This window comes from Permianibacter aggregans (genome assembly GCF_009756665.1).
GTDB lineage: Bacteria > Pseudomonadota > Gammaproteobacteria > Enterobacterales > Permianibacteraceae > Permianibacter > Permianibacter aggregans.
Map to the genome: position 1 here is coordinate 822,894 of NZ_CP037953.1, position 19,995 is coordinate 842,888.

The following is a 19,995-nucleotide window of genomic DNA, read 5'->3' on the forward strand; positions in this document are numbered from 1 at the left end:
GCTTACGCGGCTTTGACTTTCGCTATCGCCGCGTCCAGTTTCGCCAAACCTTCCTGAATATCCGCTTCGGCGATAATCAGGCTAGGCGCCAATCGCAGTACATCCGGACCAGCCATCAGGATCAGCAAGCCTTCATTCAACGCGGCATTGATAAAATCTTTCGCCTTGCCTTTGTAAGCGTCCTTCAATGCACAACCAATCAGCAGGCCTTTGCCGCGCACTTCACTGAACACCTCATGTTTTTTGTTGATCGCGTTCAGGCCTTCAACAAAAATCTGATGGCGTTTTTTGACACCGTCCAGCGTTGCCTTATCGCTAATCACATCGAACACTGCTGACGCAACAGCGCATGCCAGTGGGTTGCCGCCATAGGTCGAACCGTGGGTGCCAACCGCCAAGGTTTTGGCAATCTTGTCGGTGGTCAGCATTGCCGCAATCGGGAAGCCGCCGCCGAGCGCTTTGGCGCTGGTCAGAATATCTGGCGTGACACCGTATTCCATATAAGCGTAGAGGTGACCGGTACGGCCCATGCCGCTTTGCACTTCGTCGAAAACCAACAGCGCGCCGAACTTGTCGCACAGCTCGCGGGCTTTTTTAAGGTATTCCGCTTTTGCTGGCGTGACACCACCTTCACCCTGAATCGGTTCCAGCACAACAGCGCAAGTTTTCTCGTTGACGACTTTTTCCAGCGCGGCGATGTCGTTGTAAGGGATATGCGTAATGGCCGGCGGCAGTGGCTCAAAACCTTTGGTGTATTTTTCCTGGCCACCGACGCTGACGGTAAACAGCGTGCGGCCGTGGAAGCTGTTGACGGTCGAGACAATCTCGACTTTGTCGGCGCTGTAATTATCCTTGGCGTATTTGCGCGCCAGCTTGAATGCCGCTTCGTTGGCCTCACCACCGGAGTTGGCAAAAAAGACTTTCTCGGCAAACGTGTGCTTGATCAATTTCTCGGCCAGCTCCAGCGCCGGAATATTGGTGAAACCATTGGCCAGATGCCAAAGTTTCTGCGCTTGCTCGGTCACCGCCTTGACCATGACCGGATGACAGTGACCCAGCGCATTGACGGCGATACCGCCGGCGAAATCGACATAGACCTTGCCTTCGCTGTCCCACACGTGCGCGCCCTCGCCTCGTACCGGCAACATCGCGGCGGGTGCGTAATTGGGAACCATGACTTGATCAAAGGTTTGGCGGCTTACCTGGGTCATCGATTTTTCCTGCCTGTGGTCTGTTCGTAGGTTACAAAGTCGTGATGCGGCTTCATCCGGTTTGCGCTCATCCGCATTCGGCAACAGCGCAACGCGTACCGTTTTTCGGACGGCTTGCATCAGGGAGGCAATGATCAGCGTTTCAAAAAAAAAATGCCAGTAAATCAATTGCATATTTATGCTGACGCCATTTTTGCCAAGGCTGAATGGCGACCGATAAGCTGTGACTATTGATATCGTGGAGACAGGCATGAAAGCTGCGGACTGGCACCAGCAACTGAGCTGGATTGATACACAACGTGAGTCGCTCGAACAGCGGCTGTTGGCGTTGTGTGCCATCAATACCGGTAGCTGGAATCTGGCTGGCCTCGAGCGCATGCAGCAGGCGATGATTCCGCTACTGCGCGAGCTGCCCGGGCGACTGCAAGAACATGCGCTGACACCGGTGCAGCAGCTCAGCAAAAGCGGCGAAATCCAGGAAAAATCGCTGGCCAGGGCGCTGACCTATCGCTGCCGGCCTGAGGCGCCGTTTCAGGTGCTGCTGGTCGGACATTTGGATACCGTGTTTGCTGTCGATCATCCGTTCCAGAATCATCGCTATCTCGATACCAATACCCTGAATGCGCCGGGCGCAGCTGATTTGAAAGGCGGTTTGCTGGTCATGCTGACGGCGCTGCAGGCGTTGGAGCAATCCGAGCACAAGGCCAATATTGGTTGGGAAATTCTGCTGAACCCCGACGAGGAAATCGGTTCACCGGGCTCTGCGGCGCTACTCGCTGAACGCGCCATGCATCACCATATCGGCCTTTGCTACGAGCCCTCGCTGCCGACCGGTGAATTGATTAGCGGCCGCAAAGGCAGCGGTAATTTCCAGATTCATGTGCGCGGCAAAGCCGCTCACGCAGGTCGGGAGCATCATCTCGGCCGCAACGCCATTGTCACTGCCGCAAAGATTTCCGCTGAGTTGGATGCGTTGAACGGACACGCCGGTGATATGACCGTCAATATCGGCTTTATCGATGGCGGTGGCTCGGTCAATGCCGTGCCGGATCATTGCCTAGTCAAGGTCAATGTCCGGGTCTCCACAGCGGAGCAACAAGTCATTTTTGAAAACGCCTTGCAGCAGACGATTGATCGCAGTCAACGCCAAGACGGGTTTCAGGTGACGGCGATCGGCGGTTTTCACCGGCCACCGAAGATCGTCACGCCAGCGATCCAGCAATTGCTGGAAATGCTGCACAACTGCGGCTCTGCAATCGATTTGCCGATCCGCTGGCAAAGCACGGGCGGCTGTTGTGATGGCAATAATCTCGCCGCCGCCGGTTTGCCGAACGTCGACAATCTCGGCGTACGTGGCGGAAAAATCCACAGCAGCGATGAATTTGTCCTGCTCGACAGCCTTACTGAACGCGCCAAACTGTCGGCACTGTTATTGATGCACTTGGCATCAAGCCCGAAGCCCGAAACGCTGTTTCCGAAAGCGTCTTAACCACGAGTTGTAATCATGATGAGAATTCGCCCTGTTCGTTCTGCCGATCTCGACAAACTGCACGCGCTTGCCGCACGCAGCGGTGTCGGCCTGACGACACTGCCGAAGAAAAAAGAAGCGCTGGCTGAACGCATTGCGGTTTCCGAGCACGCGTTTGCCACGCCAATTGAAAAGCCCGGTAACGAGTATTATCTGTTTGTTCTGGAAGATACCGAAACCGGCGCCTTGGTCGGCACTTGCGCGCTGGCCGCCGCCGTTGGTATGCAGCAACCGTTTTACACGTATACGGTTGGCCGCGTGGTCCACGCTAGCCCTTCGCTGAAAATTCACAACACCGTCGACACGCTTTATCTCGGTAATGACTTCACCGGTTGCACCGAAATCTGCACGCTGTTTCTTGATCCGGATTATCGCGGTGGCGCCAACGGGCGTTTGCTGTCGCGTTCGCGTTTTTTGTTTTTGGCCGACCAGGCGAAACGGTTCGATAATCGCATCATCGCCGAAATGCGCGGAGTCTCCGATGACGAGGGCAATTCGCCGTTCTGGGAGTCGCTGGGCCGAAAATTCTTTTCAATGGAATTCGCCGAAGCCGATGCCATGTGCGTCAACGGCAATCAGTTCATTGCCGAATTGATGCCGCACTACCCCATTTATGTCTGCATGCTGACGCCGGAGGCACAAGAAGTGATTGGCAAAGTGCATCCAGCCACCGAGCCGGCTTACAACATGCTGATTGAAGAAGGTTTTCGCTATACCGGCCATGTCGACATTTTCGATGCCGGTCCGACCATCGAATCGGATTTGAAAAACATTCGCTCGGTCAAGAAAAGCCTGCGCTGCGATTGGCGTGTTGCGCCGGCAGACAGCATAGAAAAACCGGAAACCTATTTGCTCGCTAACTGTCGGCTACAGGATTATCGCGCCTGTCTTGGCGAAGTGAACTTCGACGCAGACGGCAATTTGTTGGTCACCGATGACATCGTCAGAGCGCTGGAATTGGCGCCAGGTGAAAAATTGCGGGCCTGCCGCTTGTTCTGAACAGCGCGCGTTCCCCCTTTGTACGGAAGAGACTAATCATGACATTACCGAATGAGTCGCTGATCAACGGCGAATGGCAAGCAGCGCAGGGCGTCAACTTCGCTTCACGCAACCCAGTCAGCCAAGACGTGATTTGGCAAGGCAATAGCGTTACCGCCGTCGAAGTTGACATGGCTATCAAGGCGGCACGTGATGCCTTCAACCCCTGGCGTGATCTGGGGCTGGAAAAGCGCATTGAATTCATCAAGGCCTTCGAAAAACAACTGCGCGAAAATCAGGAAGCGCTGGCAACCACCATCGCCCGCGAAACCGGCAAACCGCTGTGGGAAGCGCGCACCGAAGTCGCCGCGATGATCGGCAAAGTGGATATCTCCATTCGCGCCTACCATGAGCGCACCGGCATCACCGAAACCACCAGCGGCGATACCACCAACGCCACGCGTCATCGGCCACATGGCGTTGTCGCGGTGTTCGGTCCCTATAATTTTCCCGGCCATTTACCCAACGGCCATATCGTGCCGGCCTTGATCGCCGGCAATACCGTCGTGTTCAAACCGAGCGAATTGACACCAGGAACGGCCGCTCACACCGCGCAACTATGGCAGCAGACTGGTTTGCCAAATGGCGTGCTGAATCTGGTTCAAGGCGGCAAGGAAACCGGTATTGCTTTGGCGCAGCACCAAGGCGTTGATGGCCTGTTTTTCACCGGCTCTGCCGGCACCGGTTACGCACTGCACGCGCAGATGGCAGGACAACCGCACAAAATTCTGGCGCTGGAAATGGGTGGCAATAATCCACTGATTCTTGGCGACGTGACCGACACCAAGGCCGCTGTTTTTCATACCCTGCAATCGGCGTTTATCACTGCAGGTCAGCGCTGCACTTGTGCGCGTCGTCTGTTGGTACCACAAGGGGAAAAAGGCAACGCCTTTCTGCAAGCCTTGGTTGCGGCAGCAGCCGAATTACGTGTTGGTCGTTACGATGAGGAACCGGCACCGTTCATGGGCGCGGTAATTTCCGTTACTGCTGCCGAAAAGGTTTTACAGGCACAGGAGCAATTGCTAAGCAAAGGCGCCAAGTCGTTACTGACAATGAAACGCTTGCAAGAAGGCACTGCCCTGCTTTCTCCGGGTATTGTTGATATCAGTGAAGCCAAAGATATCGAAGACGAAGAGGTATTTGGACCGCTGTTGCAAGTGCAACGTTACGAAAATTTTTCCGAAGCGATCGACATGGCCAATAACACCCGATTCGGTCTGGCCGCCGGCTTGCTCAGTGACGACGAAGCACAGTATCGCCAGTTCTATCGCGATATACGCGCCGGCATCGTCAACTGGAACAAGCCGTTAACTGGTGCCAGCTCGGCGGCACCGTTCGGTGGCGTCGGCGCCAGCGGCAATCATCGAGCCAGCGCGTTTTACGCCGCCGATTACTGCAGCTATCCGGTCGCCAGCATGGAAAGCGCGCATTGCACACTACCGGCAACATTGCCTGCAGGAATGAAGCGTTAGTCGCTCGCTCATCGGCGCAATAAGCGAGCCTTTGGCATCGATTCGAATGAACAATGTAGAGACGTCAACATGTCAAAAACGGTAGAAATCAACTTTGATGGCCTGGTTGGCCCGACCCATAACTACGCAGGATTAAGTTGGGGCAACGTCGCCAGCATGGGCAATAAACAAGCGGTTGCCAATCCACGCGAAGCGGTCAAGCAAGGCTTGGAAAAAATGTACGCGCTGCACAAGCTCGGCATCCCGCAAGCGTTTCTACCGCCACTGCTGCGCCCGCATATCGAAACTCTGCGTCGGCTCGGCTACAGCGGCACCGATGCCCAGGTGCTGAACAAAGTTGCCAAACGCGATCCAGTGTTACTCGCCTGCGTCAATTCCGCCTCCAGCATGTGGACGGCGAATGCCTGTACGATGAGTCCGTCCGCAGATAGTGCTGACGGCAAAGTGCACTTCACCGCCGCCAACCTCGCCAATCGTTTTCATCGCTCGATTGAAGGGCCGCAAACCTCGGCACTGCTGAAAAAAATTTTTGCGGATGAACGCTATTTCGTTCACCACGATCCACTACCGCTGGGCGAACATTTCGGTGACGAAGGCGCCGCCAATCACACCCGCTTGTGCTCAAACTATGGCGCCAAAGGTTTACAACTCTTCGTCTACGGCAAAGAGGCATTCAACCAGAACGCCCCGGCCCCGAAGAAATACCCCGCGCGCCAAACCAAAGAGGCATCGGAAGCGATTGCGCGACTGCATCAGCTTGATGAGACTCGCACACTGTTTATTCCGCAGAATCCCGATGTCATCGATCAAGGCGTATTCCATAACGACGTCATCGCCGTCGGAAACGGCAATGTGTTGTTTTGCCACGAACAAGCCTTCTTGCACCCCAAGCAAACCTATGAGCAAATCAAACGCGCTTGGGGTGACAATGACAAACTCTTTATTATCAGGGTGAGTGGTGCTGAAGTCAGCGTCGAGGATGCGGTTCGCAGCTACCTGTTTAACAGCCAATTGGTGACGCTACCCAGTGGCGACATGGCCATCATCGTTCCCGGTGAGTGTCATCAAAATCCGCGCGTTTGGAACTACCTGCAAGCACTCATCACCCGTGATACGCCAGTGAAAAACGTGCACGTTTTTGACGTAAAACAGAGTATGCGCAATGGCGGCGGTCCGGCGTGTCTGCGTCAACGTGTGGTGCTGAGCGCTGCCGAACGCTCAGCGATTCAGGCAAAAGTATTTATAGACGATCACATCATTGGCCAATTGCATGCCTGGGCCGATAACCATTACCGCGAACAATTGAGCGTGTCCGATCTCGCCGATCCTGAACTCTTTAAGGAAAGCCTGCGTGCTCAGGAAGCTTTGGGTGAAATCTGCGGCCTGCCCCTTGTTTGAACCCACCCGCTGGCGAAGCAGTGTACGCTCCACGTGAGTCTTGACGGACGTCATTCTGCCAGAATCGATATCCCCAAAATAAAAAGCCCGCCAATTGGCGGGCTTCATCGTTATTTAGTTCGGATTCGCGCAAGTGGAAGCACGACCAAACGGACTGCCGACCACTCCATCGGCAAACACCCGTCCCGGAGGCGCCGTATTCAGGCGATAGTCCGAAGCAATCCCTTCCAGCACCCAGTTCTGCTGGGCAATCGATTCCGTGCCGTTTACCGTCGCGGTAATACGAATTCGTGCTTGCATCCAATACGCATACTGCTGGGCATAACGCAGTCGTACTTTGGCAAAGCCACCGGCATCCGTGACGAAGGTGCTGGAGGCATCAATGCCGACCTGATTGCCAGGCGTAAGCATGCCGTTACCGTTGTAGTCTTCGCCCGGGTCGAGAACGCCATCGAGATCCGCGTCTTCGTTGCGGCAAAACGCCGAGTAAGCCGGAATCCAGGAGTCAGCGCCCGCAACAAACACGCCTTTCATGTAAGCAGCGCTGTCAGCGTCACCTGGTTCAACGAACGAGGGGTTTGCCGTGTTCGGTAAAGGCACCACCGAGGCGACAAAGCTCTGGTTAGGACGAGCAACACCATTGGAGTCCGTAATGAAAACGATGAACTCTTTGATATAGCTGGACTGATCTGGCTCTTCTAGCTCGTTACCTGTCCCGATAGAAATGAACAACGGCGTCTGTGAGACCGTCAGGGCGACAGTGCCACTGACAGCCGTGCCTTGCACCGTTGCGGTGATTTGCACGCCATTGGTCGCACTGGCGGTATTGGAAGAGGTATATACCGTTGAGGCCAGACCGGAGGAGTTGGTCACTGCAGAGGCAGGGAAAATGCTGCCCCCGGTAGTGTCGTTCAAGGTAAACACGACGACCTGGTTTTTGACCAAGTTACCTGCAGCATCCCTGACCACGGCGTTGATCGTGCTTTGTTTGCCGCCTGCGGCGACCGATGTAGGCGAAGCATTGACGGCAATCGCCGATGGATTGGTGGCAATGAATTCAACTTGGATCTGCGCTGTAGTACCGTTCGCCGCGGTAGCGGTAATCACCGCCGGACCGGCACTGGTCGCGGCAACAACCACGGATGTTTGACCGCTGGAATTGGTCGCTTTGGTGACCGATGCAGCACCATCCACTGTTCCGCGAGTCGTGGTAAACGTGACATTGCCCTGCACACCGGCGCCACCGCTGGTCCAGGTCAGACGTATGGTTCCGTTTGCACTCAGGGCGATATCAGCAGGCGGAGTTTCCACCTGGCCACCGGCGCTGATTTTCTGCAACAAAAAACTTTCCGAAGAAATGTTGAAGCTAGCCGAAGCGGCCACTGTGCCTCCAAGTGTCGTGGCATTGACTGTCTCCGAACCACCGTTGGTCGCGGTGTACTGGACGGTTGCACTCCCCGTTGCTGACGTGATTGGATTGGCGTCACTGAAGGTGTTGCTGCGTGCGGAAGTCAATGCAATCGCTTGACCACCGATGCCATTGCCATCGGCATCGCGCAGCGTCAGCGTGATGGCTTGGGTGTCGCCCGACGCCATGCTGGTTGGAGCGGCAATGTTCAACACCGTGCCGGTAACGGCAATCGACAAAGTCTGCGAAAGTGTTGTTCCGGCTACAGTAGCGGTAACCGTAATGGTGCGATTGGCTGGGTTGCCAGAAGTACCTAACGTGGCTTTGGCTTGACCTTGGGCATCCGTAGTCGGCTGGGTGACCGCCAATGAACCTGAGCTTGCGGCGAAATTCACGGTGGCACCGGAAATCACCACGTTGTTGGCATCTTTGACAATCGCCGTCAGGTTGGCGATGTCCGCACCGCTGGACCGCAGTGCGCCCAAATCAGAAAACAGCGTAATTGACGCTGGCACCGGTCCCGCATTTGGTGGTGGTGCAGTCTCACCACCAACCGGTCCACCGGATCCACCGCAGGCCACCAACAACAGGGCACCAATCAAAAAGCCCCAAGCCCGAGTAAAAAGCACTTTCATTGTTTGTTCTCCCGCAACGGATGCCCGGCATCCAGCCAAACCACCTGGCAATTTGCCGTAAGCCTAATGCAAGCCCGTTGCGCTTGCAATGTTGAAAAGGGAAAAAGTACCCACGGATCAAGGGTTTTAGTCAAAAACTTCGACAAGTTTGGCAAATCCTGTAGGGCTGTCGGCAATGTCAGCCGAACGCCCCATGGTGACGGAAGAAAGTCAGTTCATCAGTCAGACATGCCATTAGCGTGGACGCCGAACGAAATCCATGCCCTTCCCCTGCAAAGCATGACAACTGCACTGGCACATTTTGCTGTTCGAGGGCATGCTTGAGCAGCTCAGCCTGAGCAAGGGGTACCACCGGGTCGGCTTCACCTTGCGACACCAGCAACGGTGTGCGTACTCGGTCGAGGACACGTAGCGGCGAGCGTTCTTGCAGCCTGGCATCGTCCAAGGATTCTGCACCGACGAGCCGCAGCAAATACGCGGCTTCAAACTTGTGCGAGACGCCTGCCAGCGTCGGCAAATCGACGACCGGATAACGCAAGGCGGCGGCGGCAAAGCACCGGCTTTGCACGAGCAAATGCAACGCGGTAAAACCACCGGCACTGTTGCCACGCAGAAACAGGCTCCCTTCACGGCACCAGCCCTGCTCCAACAAGAATCGGGCAACGGCCAGGGAATCCGCGACATCGTACTCACCCCAGTGGCCGAGCAATGATTGCCGCCAGTGCCGGCCATGTCCTTCACTGCCGCGGTAATTGACGTCGGCAATTTGAAAACCGTTGTTGAGCCAGAACTGGTAGACCGGGTTGAACGCCGGGCTGGCGACTCCTGTCGGGCCGCTATGGCAGAACAGAATGGTAGGTTTTGATGACGGTTCGGCCGACAATGGATACAACCAGAACGGCACGCCCGATTCGGTATGGCATAGGTTTGGGCTTACCCAATTGTGCCCGGCAGCATTGGTCTCGCCGCTGATTACTTTTGCCGCGCGTCCGACTTGCCGGCAAATCAGTTGCTCAGGTGATGAGGTATCGCTGTGCAGAAGGAAAATCTGATCATTTTTTGCAGCAACATACGGCGCAAGCCGCCCCTGAAAATGTTCAAGCGGTTTTGCGGTTGAATCGATTTGCCAAAGCGTGCTGCCCGTCTCTCCCCAGGAAAGCAGGTAAATGCGCTCTTCTGCGAGGGTATAGCTGCACTGGCCAAAACTCCAAGGCGCCATCGCGCACTCTTCCTGCAAAGGCAAGAGAGGTTGCGGCGACCGCTCACCGAAGCGGTAAAGATTCCAGAAACCATCGACATCACTCAGCGCATGCAACACCCCATCAGGCGCATAGCGAGGTTGTTGCAATGATTGGGCTCTACCATCGCTAATGCATCGAGCATCCTCAATGTGCCCAGTGGCCTCTAGCGTGGCTTCCATCAGGCGCGTGCAGTCCCAAGGCATGTCCGGATTGTTCCATTCAATCCACGCCAGTTTTTCGCCATCCGGCGAAATGGTGGGCGAGGAATAGAAGTCCGCACCGGATGCCACTTGCACCACAACACCGCTCAGGGAAATGCTGACCAGATCATTGAGCACGTGCTCAGCTTGATGCCGTTCCCGCACGGTAACGACGAATTTACCATTCGGATGCCAACAAAAATTCGTGTAGCGAATATCGTGACTGGCTGGGCAGGTAATTTTTTGCCATTGCAGTGATTGCGTATCAGACCAATAAAGTTGTTGATCGTGATCACTGATACAGAAAATCTTGCCGGCCCCAACGGCAAACTCACCGCCGCCATACTCATGCACCCGCGCGCGCAAATTCATCGGTGCTGGGGTCAGGTCCTCGATTCCCCGTTCCGAAGACCAGCGACAGAGCACGCTCCTGCCCTGCTCCTCTGGCCGTGACTCCAGCCAATAAAGAAACGGTTGATCATTCTGCAATTGCGAGCGGCGAACAGCGCTGCCAACCACCCAATCCAATGAAAGTTTGGTCATATTGAAGGCTTCCGGAACCACCTGAACCAGGACGCCGACACCGGAAATCAACAACGAATCCGGTATACGTCCTCATGTAACTGGGTAACACCCTTGGTGCGAAAACGCGGTTCGTAATCGAGAATATCGTGATGGGTCCATTGTTCGATTTCGCCACCAGCGAATAATTGCGCCACCTCTTCGGGGCTCACGGCAAACGGAGGACCGGACATTTCCGGCTGCGCGTAATCCAGTGTGATCAGCAACACCGGTGTCGCCGGCCGCAACCATTTGCGAAGCGTTTGTACATAACGTTGGCGCAAACTGGTCGGCAGCGCAATCAGTGCCGCCCGATCGTATACCGCGTCGATCGAGCCCAGCAATGAAGCTTGTAGCGCGAAGTAATCGCCAGCAATCAAGCGCAGACGATCATGTTGATACACGACAACATCCTCAACCTGCTCGACTTCATATGTCATCTGATGTTCGGTGAAAAACGCCCGAATAGCCTGCTCGCTGATATCAATACCGGTAACACAATGCCCGCGCTGCCACAGATAAAACAAATCCTCGGACTTTCCGCAAAGCGGAACAAAAACAGTTGCAGAATCCGGCACTTGCAACAATGGCCAGTACTGCTCCAGTTTGGGATGCACGCGTGGCAGATGAAACCCAGTTTCACCTTTCTGCCAGCGTTGTTGCCAGTATTCCGGCTCCATCAGCGAACAAAGTTGTTGCGATTCGACAGACGCTGATACCAGGCTTTCATCAAACGGTCCAGCGTCAGAAAACTCGCCAGCGACAGCTTGTCGGCAAGCGACTTTTTGAACTCGTAATTGACTTCGAAGACATCATGCGATTCGTAATGCTCCAGCAAATACGCATCGGAGGTTTTCAACTCATCAACCAGCTGTAGACTGACTGCCTGTGAACCATACCAATGCTCACCGGTTGCCACCTTGTCGAGTTCCAGCTTCGGACGGTAATGCGAGACAAAGGCTTTGAACAAAACATGGGTATCTTCCAGTTCCTGCTGGAATTTGCGACGACCTTCATCAGAGTTTGGGCCAAACACCGATAAGGTACGCTTGAACTGACCGGCCGTATGTTGCTCGTAATCGATATCGAAACGCTTCATCAGCCGGTTGAAGTTGGGTAACTCGGCGATGACGCCGATCGACCCTACGATAGCGAACGGCGCCGCAATGATTTTGTCGGCGACACAAGCCATCATGTAGCCACCACTGGCAGCGACTTCATCGACTGAGACGGTCAGCGGAATCTCGGCGTCACGCAACCGTTGCAGTTGCGCGGCGGCATGGCCATAACCATGGACAACCCCTCCAGGGCTATCGAGACGCAGCACCACTTCGTCGCCATGCTCCGGTTCGGCAATTGACAAAATGGCCGTGACTTCCTCACGCAGGCAATGCACCGATGAAGCTTCCATGTCGCCGATGAAATTCAGCACAAACATACGGGGTTTGCGGCTCGGCTCTTCCTCATCATCGTCCGTGTCGGCTGCATCGCTTTCGGATGAGGTGTCGTCTGCGTCGTCAGCCAGCTGCTCTGCGACTTTCTTTTTCAGCAACTTGGCTGCTTTTTTCTTTTCTTTTGCTTCTGCCTTTTCTTTTTTCTCTTCGGCTTTTCTCAGCACTTTGTAGGCTTCGGCGTCGAGCACTTCGATCTGCATCGTATCTTTCAGATCTTTGTACTCGTCGCTCAGATTACGCACCTCAATCTCACCTGGGGCATCCGGTGCGTGATGGCGATGGCGAGAGCGGGCAATGGCACCGATGATCATCAGAATGGCGAAAACGATGGTGATGACTTTGGCCAGAAAAAGTCCGTATTCGGTAAGAAACTGCATGAATGGTCCAGTTGTGAGCGAATTGAGGCGTTCGTGAGGCGCCGGATCATAGCAAGAAGCCCGAGCCAGCAGAAAAGAAAAAGCCCCAGCGAGCCGGGGCTTTTTACTCCAACTGAGTAGCTTAGGGCAGGTACAGAGCCGTGTCGGTGAACTGTACAGCGTTGCCGTTGGAACCAATGTATTGGGCAATCATCTTGTTCAATTCAACGGTAATTCTTCCAGCCTCCACCGGATCAGTCACCACCGGCGCGCAGGTCGCTGGGCTCAGTAACGAACCGTGGCAGCCTTTGCCAAAGCGGATAAATCCACTGACACCGGTTGCCGACTGAGTCGAAGCACCGATATTGCTCAGACCGAAAGCGCGAGCCAGCGGCGTGGTACCAGCATAAGGAGCGTTCGACGGGATGCCGCTCGGAACAGGCTGCATTGAAGCGTTGAACACCATGTACTGCAGGTTGGTGACGTCGTTCGGCACCACCAGATCGCCGCCCATCTGCACCATCAGCGCTTTAGCAGTGCGGGCGCGGAATGCTTCCCAGTTGCCCAGCGGATCACCTTGATCGATAACGGTTTGCAGCAGGAACAGGAAATCCTCGTAACCGGCAGAACCCGTCGCACGACCGGCGGCAGCCAAACCAGCGTTGATGGTTGGTCCAAAAGCCGGCGAGGAAGGCACCATCTTCGCTAGACCACCGCCCGGGGCAACCAGCACCGCAGTCTTGACGCGTGGGTCATAGGCAACGAAGTTCGCGCCAGTGATGGCACCCAGTGACAGGCCAACAAAGTGAATGCGGGTGGCATCGAAATCCGTGCCGGCTACACCGTCGAAATCCATCACGGTCAGCGCCCGCGACAAGGCCAGCAAATCAGCTCCAGCTTGGCGCAGGTTGTCACGCGAAGTAAGTGGGCTGGTCAGGTTGATGAAATGCTGGCCTGAGCTGTCCACTTTGCCATCCGGACCCGATGCGCCCGTGGTGTTATTGACGTAATCAGCCCCGAAGATTCGCTCACGGACGCCGCCCGGGGTGTAACCAGTATGTAGCAAGCCGGCCAATGCCTGATTGGTGGCATCGGCGTAATCAGCAGCCGCCAACAAACCGTGCAACGGCAGATCGATAGCAACGGTTGCATGACAGAGCGGGAAGCTCGCCAAGGTGTTGGCAATCGGCAACATGTCGGTGCGATTGCGCGTGATGCCATGCTGGAAAATCACTACCGGCCAACCACCTGCCGGCTTGACGCAGGAGCCGGTTGCTGAAGCACCAGGCACAGCGAGCAGCATTGGCACGGTTTCATCACCGGTTTTCTTCGGCATCCGATTGATATAGGTCAGATTGGTGCCCAGCGGCGAAGCCGGATCAGCACGCCAAAACTGCTTCAGCGGTGCCAGCGGATCTGTGGCGGATGGTGCGCTCAGGTAATAAGGCAGCGCGACATTGCCTTGCCAGAGTACGGCACCAGAGGTCAATGCGGCGTTCAATGCCGCGAATGGCGCTTTCGGCGCAAAACCGCTGGTAGCAGCTGCGGGCGCCTGCGGGTTGTTGACCACTTGCATGACCGTCGACAACACATCACCGACGCCCTGCACGTTGAATTGCATGGCCAGCGTCACATTTTCACGGGCCAAACCTCTATCCGCTTCCAGCGCAGCAAACGCCGGATTCAGCACTTGGCGCAATGGCTCCAAGGCAAACAGCGAACTGGAAGAGGCAATCGGTGTACGGCCTTTGAGCACTTCAAACTGGGAATCGGCAATGATATTCAGGCCACGCGCATCTTTAATGCCATTGGTCAACACGACCAAGTAGGAACCGTTCTCGGCCACTGGATTGATTGGCGTGATTCGCATGGTTCCGGACGGACCATCGGTACGGCCAGCTTGCTCAGTGGCGGAAACCATATCAATGCGGTAATCAACGCCGACCTGCAATTCAGACTGGATACCTACAACAGGACCGGTTGGTGGAACAACGCCGTTGGCCGCAGCCGGGCGAGCGGTATTGACGCGGAATACGCGCACCGTCTGACCACCTATCAGAGAAGCCGGGTCAATTTTGATGCTTGGGTCAACGTTGGTGAAATTGATCACGAACGGCGCGACGATGGACCAGCCATCCAGCGCGAAAACATGGTTGGCGGCAACCGAAGCGTTGCTGCTCAGCGGATTCGGGTTGACATAAACCTCATTGGCCGGGAACGAGCTGCCTTCGCGGTCACTGGTCACGCCGGATTGACGCAGCGTCAAATCCGTTGTGCCGGAAAACAGAATGTCGTTCGGAGCGGGGAGTTTACCGGTCGCCGGTGAATACAGCGGTTTGGTATAGGTCACATTACCTTCGGCGGCGCCAGACGGAATTTCCGGCTCCTTTGGTCCGTCACCACAAGCAGTCAGGCCCAGCGCGCTGACCAAAGCTAGTCCTAGCAAGTGTTTCTTCATGGAATTCTCCCCGTTTGCGGCTTCCACTATTGTCGTTGTGTCCACTCTGTCGTGCAGTGCGCCAGCACTACCCAGATGCTGGGCCAATCCTAACCGTTGAATGGGCGACTCACAAGACCACCGACCAGTTTGTTTTCTCGCTGCAGCGCAGCAATTTTCGAATTGCCGTATACACTGATCGATGGTGGTGAAAATTTCGGTATTGGAACCGGTCGGGAACTCGTCGTGAACATTGACAGTCGGTAACCTCGATAAGGTCTACACTTAAATCCAAGGCAGCACATGTTCGCGAAATAATTTCGCCAACATGCAGTAATGGGAGACATACCATGAGCTTGTTTCAACACTACCGCTCACGTTACGAAGAAGCCAAGGAAGAAGAATACAGCTTGCAGGAGTATTTGAACCTCTGCCGCGATGATCGCATGGCCTACGCCAATGCGGCCGAGCGGATGTTGGCCGCCATCGGCGAACCGGAACACATCGACACCTCGACTGACTCCCGGCTCTCGCGCATTTTCTCCAATCGTGTGATTGCCCGTTACCCCGCCTTTTCCGAGTTCTATGGAATGGAAGAAACGATTGAGCAAATCGTTTCCTATTTCAAACATTCAGCACAGGGCCTTGAAGAACGTAAACAGATTCTCTACTTGCTTGGCCCGGTCGGCGGCGGCAAATCGTCTTTGGCTGAGCGTCTGAAAAAGCTGATGGAAAAAATGCCGATCTACGCGATCAAAGGTTCACCGGTTTTCGAATCCCCGTTGGGACTTTTCGATCCGGCCGAAGATGGCAAGATCCTGCAAAGCGAATACAACATTCCGCAGCGCTACCTGACGACGATTATGTCACCGTGGGCGGTCAAGCGTCTGCACGAATATGGTGGCGATATCAGCCAGTTCCGCGTCGTCAAACTGAAACCAAGCGTGCTCGATCAAATCGCCGTCGCGAAAACCGAGCCGGGCGATGAAAACAACCAGGATATTTCCGCACTTGTCGGTAAAGTGGATATCCGTATGCTGGAACGCTTTGCGCAAAACGATCCGGATGCGTACAGCTACTCCGGCGCACTGTGCCGTGCCAACCAAGGCCTGATGGAATTCGTCGAAATGTTCAAGGCTCCAATCAAGGTGTTGCATCCACTTTTAACTGCCACTCAGGAAGGCAATTACAACGGCACCGAAGGCATGTCGGCCCTGCCCTACAACGGCATCATTCTGGCGCACTCGAATGAATCGGAATGGCAGGCATTCAAGAACAACAAAAACAACGAGGCCTTCCTTGACCGGGTATTCATCGTCAAAGTGCCTTATTGCCTGCGCGTCAGCGACGAGATTCATATCTACGAAAAACTGCTGGTGCACAGCGACCTGGATCGCGCTCCTTGTGCACCCGGCACGCTGGAAATGATGGCGCAGTTCTCGGTGCTATCGCGACTGAAGGAGCCGGAGAACTCCAGCATCTACTCCAAGATGCGCGTTTATGACGGCGAGTCGTTGAAAGACACCGACCCGAAAGCCAAGTCGTATCAGGAATACCGTGACTACGCCGGAGTCGATGAAGGCATGACGGGCCTTTCGACACGCTTTGCCTTCAAGATCCTTTCACGGGTATTCAACTACGACTCGACCGAAGTTGCCGCCAATCCGGTGCATTTGCTGTATGTACTCGAAACCCAGTTGGAGCGAGAGCAATACCCGCAGGAAGTGCACGAAAAATACCTGGAGCATATCAAGGGCTTCCTGGTGCCGAAGTACGTCGAGTTTATCGGCAAAGAAATCCAAACCGCCTATCTGGAGTCGTATTCCGAATACGGACAAAACCTGTTCGACCGCTATGTGACCTATGCCGATTTCTGGATTCAGGATCAGGAATACCGTGACCCGGAAACCGGCGAGAACTTCGATCGCGCGGCGTTGAATGAGGAGCTGGAAAAAATCGAGAAGCCGGCCGGCATCAGCAACCCGAAAGATTTCCGTAATGAAACGGTCAATTTCGTGCTGCGCGCCCGCGCCAACAACGGCGGTCGCAACCCGGTCTGGACTAGTTACGAAAAACTGCGCACGGTAATCGAGAAAAAAATGTTCTCGAACACCGAAGATCTGCTGCCAGTTATTTCCTTCAACGCCAAAGCCTCGAAAGAAGACCAGAAAAAGCATCAGGACTTCGTCGCGCGCATGGTCAAGAAAGGCTATACCGAGAAGCAGGTACGTCTGCTCTGCGAATGGTATTTGCGTGTACGCAAATCAAGCTGAGCCAGCCTGGAGACGTTGCTGAATGTCCAGATTGATCGATCGCCGGCAATGGAGCAAAGGCAAAAGCACCGTAAATCGGCAACGGTTTCTGCGGCGTTACAAGTCGCAGATCAAAAAAGCGATTTCCGAGCAAATCAATAAACGCAGCGTGACCGATCTCGACAGTGGCGAGAATATCTCGATTCCCTCGCGCGATATTCGGGAACCGACCTTTCGTAACGGCGATGGCGGCGTTCGCGAACGGGTTTACCCGGGCAACAAGGAATTTATTACCGGCGATCGGATCAAGCGACCGTTGAGCGGTGAAGGCAAAGGCCAAGGCAGGCGCGCCAGTGATTCCGGTGAAGGTCAGGACGAGTTCAAATTCGAAATCTCCAAAGACGAGTATCTCGATCTGTTGTTCGAGGATCTTGAGTTACCTAGGTTGACTACAACGCAGAGCAAGAAGACCGAGCGTTTCAAAACCGTCCGCGCTGGCTACAAAACCGAGGGTGTACCGGCCAATCTTTCTGTTATCCGTTCGCTGCGCGGAGCTCTGGCACGCCGCATTGCGTTAAGCGGCGAATCGCGCCGCAATCTGCGCGAGTTGACCGAGGCGCTAGAGCAGGACGAGGAAAACTTAAGCGAACAGGAACGCGAGGAAATGCGGCTGCAGATCGAGGAGCTCCGTCAACGCATCGCGAAAGTGCCTTTTATCGACACCTTTGATTTGCGTTTTCACTCGTTTGTCAAACAGCCAATGCCAGCAACCCAGGCAGTAATGTTCTGCTTGATGGATGTGTCTGGCTCGATGGATCAGGCGACGAAAGACATGGCGAAGCGATTTTTTCTGCTGCTGTATCTGTTCCTGAGCAAAACCTACAAACACGTGAATGTCGTGTTCATTCGTCACCATACCCAGGCGAAAGAGGTCGACGAACAGGAGTTTTTCTATTCTCAGGAAACCGGCGGAACCGTCGTCTCCAGCGCCCTGAAACTGATGGATGAAATCATTCGCGCCCGTTATTCGCCAGCGTTGTGGAATATCTATGCGGCGCAGGCATCAGATGGCGATAACTGGGGCGACGACTCGCCGATCTGTCAGGACTTGTTGGCGCAGCGCATTCTGCCGGTCGTCAAATACTATTCCTATATCGAGATCACCAAGCGCAATCATCAAAGTCTCTGGGAGCATTACGCCGAGCTGGCCGGTGAATTCAAAAACTTCGCGATGCAGCAGATTGAAGAGCCGGAAGACATTTATCCGGTGTTCCGCGAATTGTTCAAGAAGCAACACGCATGAGAAAACAACCGCTGACTACGCAGTCGGAATGGACCTTCGAGCTGATCGAGGCCTATCACACGGAGATTGCGCGTATCGCCAAAGAGTTTGGGCTCGACACCTATCCGAACCAAATCGAGGTCATCACCTCGGAACAAATGCTGGACGCTTACGCCAGTGTCGGCATGCCCATTGGTTATCACCACTGGTCCTTCGGCAAGCACTTCATTTCCAATGAGCAACGCTACAAGCGTGGTCATATGGGGCTCGCTTACGAAATCGTCATCAACTCGAATCCTTGCATCGCCTACCTGATGGAAGAGAATACGATGATGATGCAGTGTCTGGTCATGGCCCATGCCTGCTACGGCCATAACTCGTTCTTCAAGGGTAATTATCTGTTCCAGACCTGGACCGACGCCGAAGCGATCATTGATTACCTGCTGTTCGCTCGCCATTTCATTACCGAGTGCGAGCAGAAATACGGCATTACCGCGGTCGAGAATCTGCTCGATAGTTGTCATGCGCTGATGAATCACGGCGTTGATCGCTACAAACGCCCGCATCCGATCAGTTTGCGTGAAGAAAAACGTCGCCAAGCCGAACGCGAAGCGTTTTTCCAGTCCCAGATCAATGAAATCTGGCGGACGCTGCCGACTCCAAAAGAAAAGTCCACAGCCGCCGAACAGGTACGTTTTCCAAAAGAACCACAGGAAAACATCCTGTACTTCATTGAGAAAAATGCACCGCTGTTGGAGGGCTGGCAGCGGGAGATCATTCGTATCGTGCGCAAGATTGGCCAGTATTTCTACCCGCAGCGCCAGACACAGGTAATGAACGAAGGCTGGGCCTCGTTCTGGCATTACACGATCATGAACAAGATGTATGACGAAGGGCTGATCAACGAAGGCTTTATGCTGGAGTTTCTGCATTCGCATACCAATGTTGTCTATCAACCGCATTTCGACAGTCCGCACTTTTCCGGCATCAACCCTTATGCGCTGGGTTTCGCGATGTATATGGACATCAAACGCATTTGTCAGGAGCCGGATGATGAAGATCGGGAATGGTTTCCGGAAATCGCCGGTAAAGACTGGATTGCGACGCTGGATCACGCGATGCGCAATTACAAGGATGAGAGTTTTATCGCCCAGTTCCTGTCACCGAAAATCATTCGCCAATTGCGGCTATTCGCGGTGCTGGATGATGAGAAGCGCTCGGAGCTGGAAATTGAGGCGATTCACAACACCCAGGGTTACCAGAAAATCCGAGAGTTGCTGTCGAATCAATACAACCTCAGTATGAACGAACCCAATATCCAGGTGTGGGAAGTCGACAAACGCGGTGATCGCTCGCTGACCTTACGCCATACCCCACATAATAATGTGCCGCTGGCCGATACCTATGATGAGGTCATGAAGCATCTGCATCGACTTTGGGGCTTTGATGTCAAACTCGATACGATCAATGAAAACGGCGAGGTCGAACGGCTCTGTACGATCAATATGGCTAATGCCCATCG

The 19,995-nt window shown here is 54.6% G+C and carries 12 protein-coding genes and 1 pseudogene; 7 read left to right on the forward strand and 6 right to left on the reverse strand.

Translation table 11 applies throughout. The features are described from left to right. Positions 1-2: 2 nt before the first annotated feature. Complete coding sequence (locus tag E2H98_RS03835; RefSeq protein ID WP_133587983.1) at positions 3-1,211, reverse strand: aspartate aminotransferase family protein; 1,209 nt, start codon at positions 1,209-1,211, stop codon at positions 3-5. Between the two features lie 250 nt (positions 1,212-1,461). Here E2H98_RS03835 and E2H98_RS03840 point away from each other — a divergent pair, with 250 nt between their 5' ends. The 4 genes from E2H98_RS03840 (at position 1,462) to astB (ending at position 6,647) form a co-directional block, all read left to right on the forward strand. Further along, complete coding sequence (locus tag E2H98_RS03840; protein ID WP_133587985.1) at positions 1,462-2,700, forward strand: hydrolase; 1,239 nt, start codon at positions 1,462-1,464, stop codon at positions 2,698-2,700. Between the two features lie 18 nt (positions 2,701-2,718). Continuing rightward, entirely contained in the window at positions 2,719-3,738 is a 1,020-nt protein-coding gene (gene astA / locus E2H98_RS03845; RefSeq protein ID WP_133588117.1) for an arginine N-succinyltransferase, read from the forward strand. Positions 3,739-3,776: 38 nt separating this feature from the next. Further along, the gene (gene astD / locus E2H98_RS03850) at positions 3,777-5,249 is read left to right on the forward strand and encodes a succinylglutamate-semialdehyde dehydrogenase (RefSeq protein ID WP_133587987.1); all 1,473 of its coding nucleotides are present in this window, start codon (positions 3,777-3,779) and stop codon (positions 5,247-5,249) included. Positions 5,250-5,318: 69 nt separating this feature from the next. After that, positions 5,319-6,647, forward strand: coding sequence for an N-succinylarginine dihydrolase (gene astB, locus E2H98_RS03855; protein ID WP_133587989.1), 1,329 nt, complete (start codon positions 5,319-5,321; stop codon positions 6,645-6,647). Between the two features lie 114 nt (positions 6,648-6,761). On the opposite strand, the gene E2H98_RS03860 is transcribed toward astB, so the two are convergent. The 5 genes from E2H98_RS03860 to E2H98_RS03880 all read right to left on the reverse strand — a co-directional run bounded on the left by E2H98_RS03860 (position 6,762) and on the right by E2H98_RS03880 (position 14,960). Next, positions 6,762-8,690, reverse strand: coding sequence for an Ig-like domain-containing protein (locus E2H98_RS03860; RefSeq protein ID WP_133587991.1), 1,929 nt, complete (start codon positions 8,688-8,690; stop codon positions 6,762-6,764). Positions 8,691-8,868: 178 nt separating this feature from the next. Further along, positions 8,869-10,674, reverse strand: coding sequence for a S9 family peptidase (locus tag E2H98_RS03865; protein ID WP_133587993.1), 1,806 nt, complete (start codon positions 10,672-10,674; stop codon positions 8,869-8,871). A 47-nt stretch (positions 10,675-10,721) separates the two neighbouring features. Then, positions 10,722-11,372: a thiopurine S-methyltransferase gene (locus E2H98_RS03870; protein WP_133587995.1), complete on the reverse strand. Its 651-nt coding sequence runs from the start codon at positions 11,370-11,372 to the stop codon at positions 10,722-10,724. Continuing rightward, positions 11,372-12,523: a protease SohB gene (sohB, locus tag E2H98_RS03875; protein ID WP_133587997.1), complete on the reverse strand. Its 1,152-nt coding sequence runs from the start codon at positions 12,521-12,523 to the stop codon at positions 11,372-11,374. Before sohB ends, E2H98_RS03870 begins: the two co-directional genes overlap by 1 nt. Positions 12,524-12,644: 121 nt before the next feature. Next, on the reverse strand, positions 12,645-14,960 hold the full coding sequence (locus E2H98_RS03880) for a hypothetical protein (protein WP_133587999.1): 2,316 nt from the start codon (positions 14,958-14,960) through the stop codon (positions 12,645-12,647). A gap of 329 nt (positions 14,961-15,289) precedes the next feature. On the opposite strand from E2H98_RS03880, the gene E2H98_RS03885 reads away from it, so the two are divergent. The 3 genes and pseudogenes from E2H98_RS03885 to E2H98_RS03895 all read left to right on the forward strand — a co-directional run. Beyond that, positions 15,290-17,212 carry a PrkA family serine protein kinase gene (locus E2H98_RS03885; protein WP_133588001.1) on the forward strand — a complete coding sequence of 641 codons (1,923 nt, stop codon included), beginning with the start codon at positions 15,290-15,292 and terminating at the stop codon, positions 17,210-17,212. Positions 17,213-17,234: 22 nt separating this feature from the next. Next, the gene (locus E2H98_RS03890) at positions 17,235-18,494 is read left to right on the forward strand and encodes a YeaH/YhbH family protein (protein ID WP_133588003.1); all 1,260 of its coding nucleotides are present in this window, start codon (positions 17,235-17,237) and stop codon (positions 18,492-18,494) included. Then, positions 18,491-19,939: pseudogene (locus E2H98_RS03895) on the forward strand (SpoVR family protein); the annotation flags it as partial. The gene E2H98_RS03890 and the pseudogene E2H98_RS03895, both read left to right, overlap by 4 nt. Between the last annotated feature and the right edge of the window lie 56 nt (positions 19,940-19,995).

Bases quoted from the DNA above. Each gene is read 5' to 3' on its own strand.
- E2H98_RS03860 (WP_133587991.1), bottom strand. From the start codon at position 8,690: ATGAAAGTGCTTTTTACTCGGGCTTGGGGCTTTTTGATTGGTGCCCTG.
- E2H98_RS03870 (WP_133587995.1), bottom strand. From the start codon at position 11,372: ATGGAGCCGGAATACTGGCAACAACGCTGGCAGAAAGGTGAAACTGGG.
- astA (WP_133588117.1), top strand. From the start codon at position 2,719: ATGAGAATTCGCCCTGTTCGTTCTGCCGATCTCGACAAACTGCACGCG.
- E2H98_RS03890 (WP_133588003.1), top strand. From the start codon at position 17,235: ATGTCCAGATTGATCGATCGCCGGCAATGGAGCAAAGGCAAAAGCACC.
- E2H98_RS03865 (WP_133587993.1), bottom strand. From the start codon at position 10,674: ATGACCAAACTTTCATTGGATTGGGTGGTTGGCAGCGCTGTTCGCCGC.
- E2H98_RS03885 (WP_133588001.1), top strand. From the start codon at position 15,290: ATGAGCTTGTTTCAACACTACCGCTCACGTTACGAAGAAGCCAAGGAA.
- sohB (WP_133587997.1), bottom strand. From the start codon at position 12,523: ATGCAGTTTCTTACCGAATACGGACTTTTTCTGGCCAAAGTCATCACC.
- astD (WP_133587987.1), top strand. From the start codon at position 3,777: ATGACATTACCGAATGAGTCGCTGATCAACGGCGAATGGCAAGCAGCG.
- E2H98_RS03880 (WP_133587999.1), bottom strand. From the start codon at position 14,960: ATGAAGAAACACTTGCTAGGACTAGCTTTGGTCAGCGCGCTGGGCCTG.
- astB (WP_133587989.1), top strand. From the start codon at position 5,319: ATGTCAAAAACGGTAGAAATCAACTTTGATGGCCTGGTTGGCCCGACC.
- E2H98_RS03840 (WP_133587985.1), top strand. From the start codon at position 1,462: ATGAAAGCTGCGGACTGGCACCAGCAACTGAGCTGGATTGATACACAA.
- E2H98_RS03835 (WP_133587983.1), bottom strand. From the start codon at position 1,211: ATGACCCAGGTAAGCCGCCAAACCTTTGATCAAGTCATGGTTCCCAAT.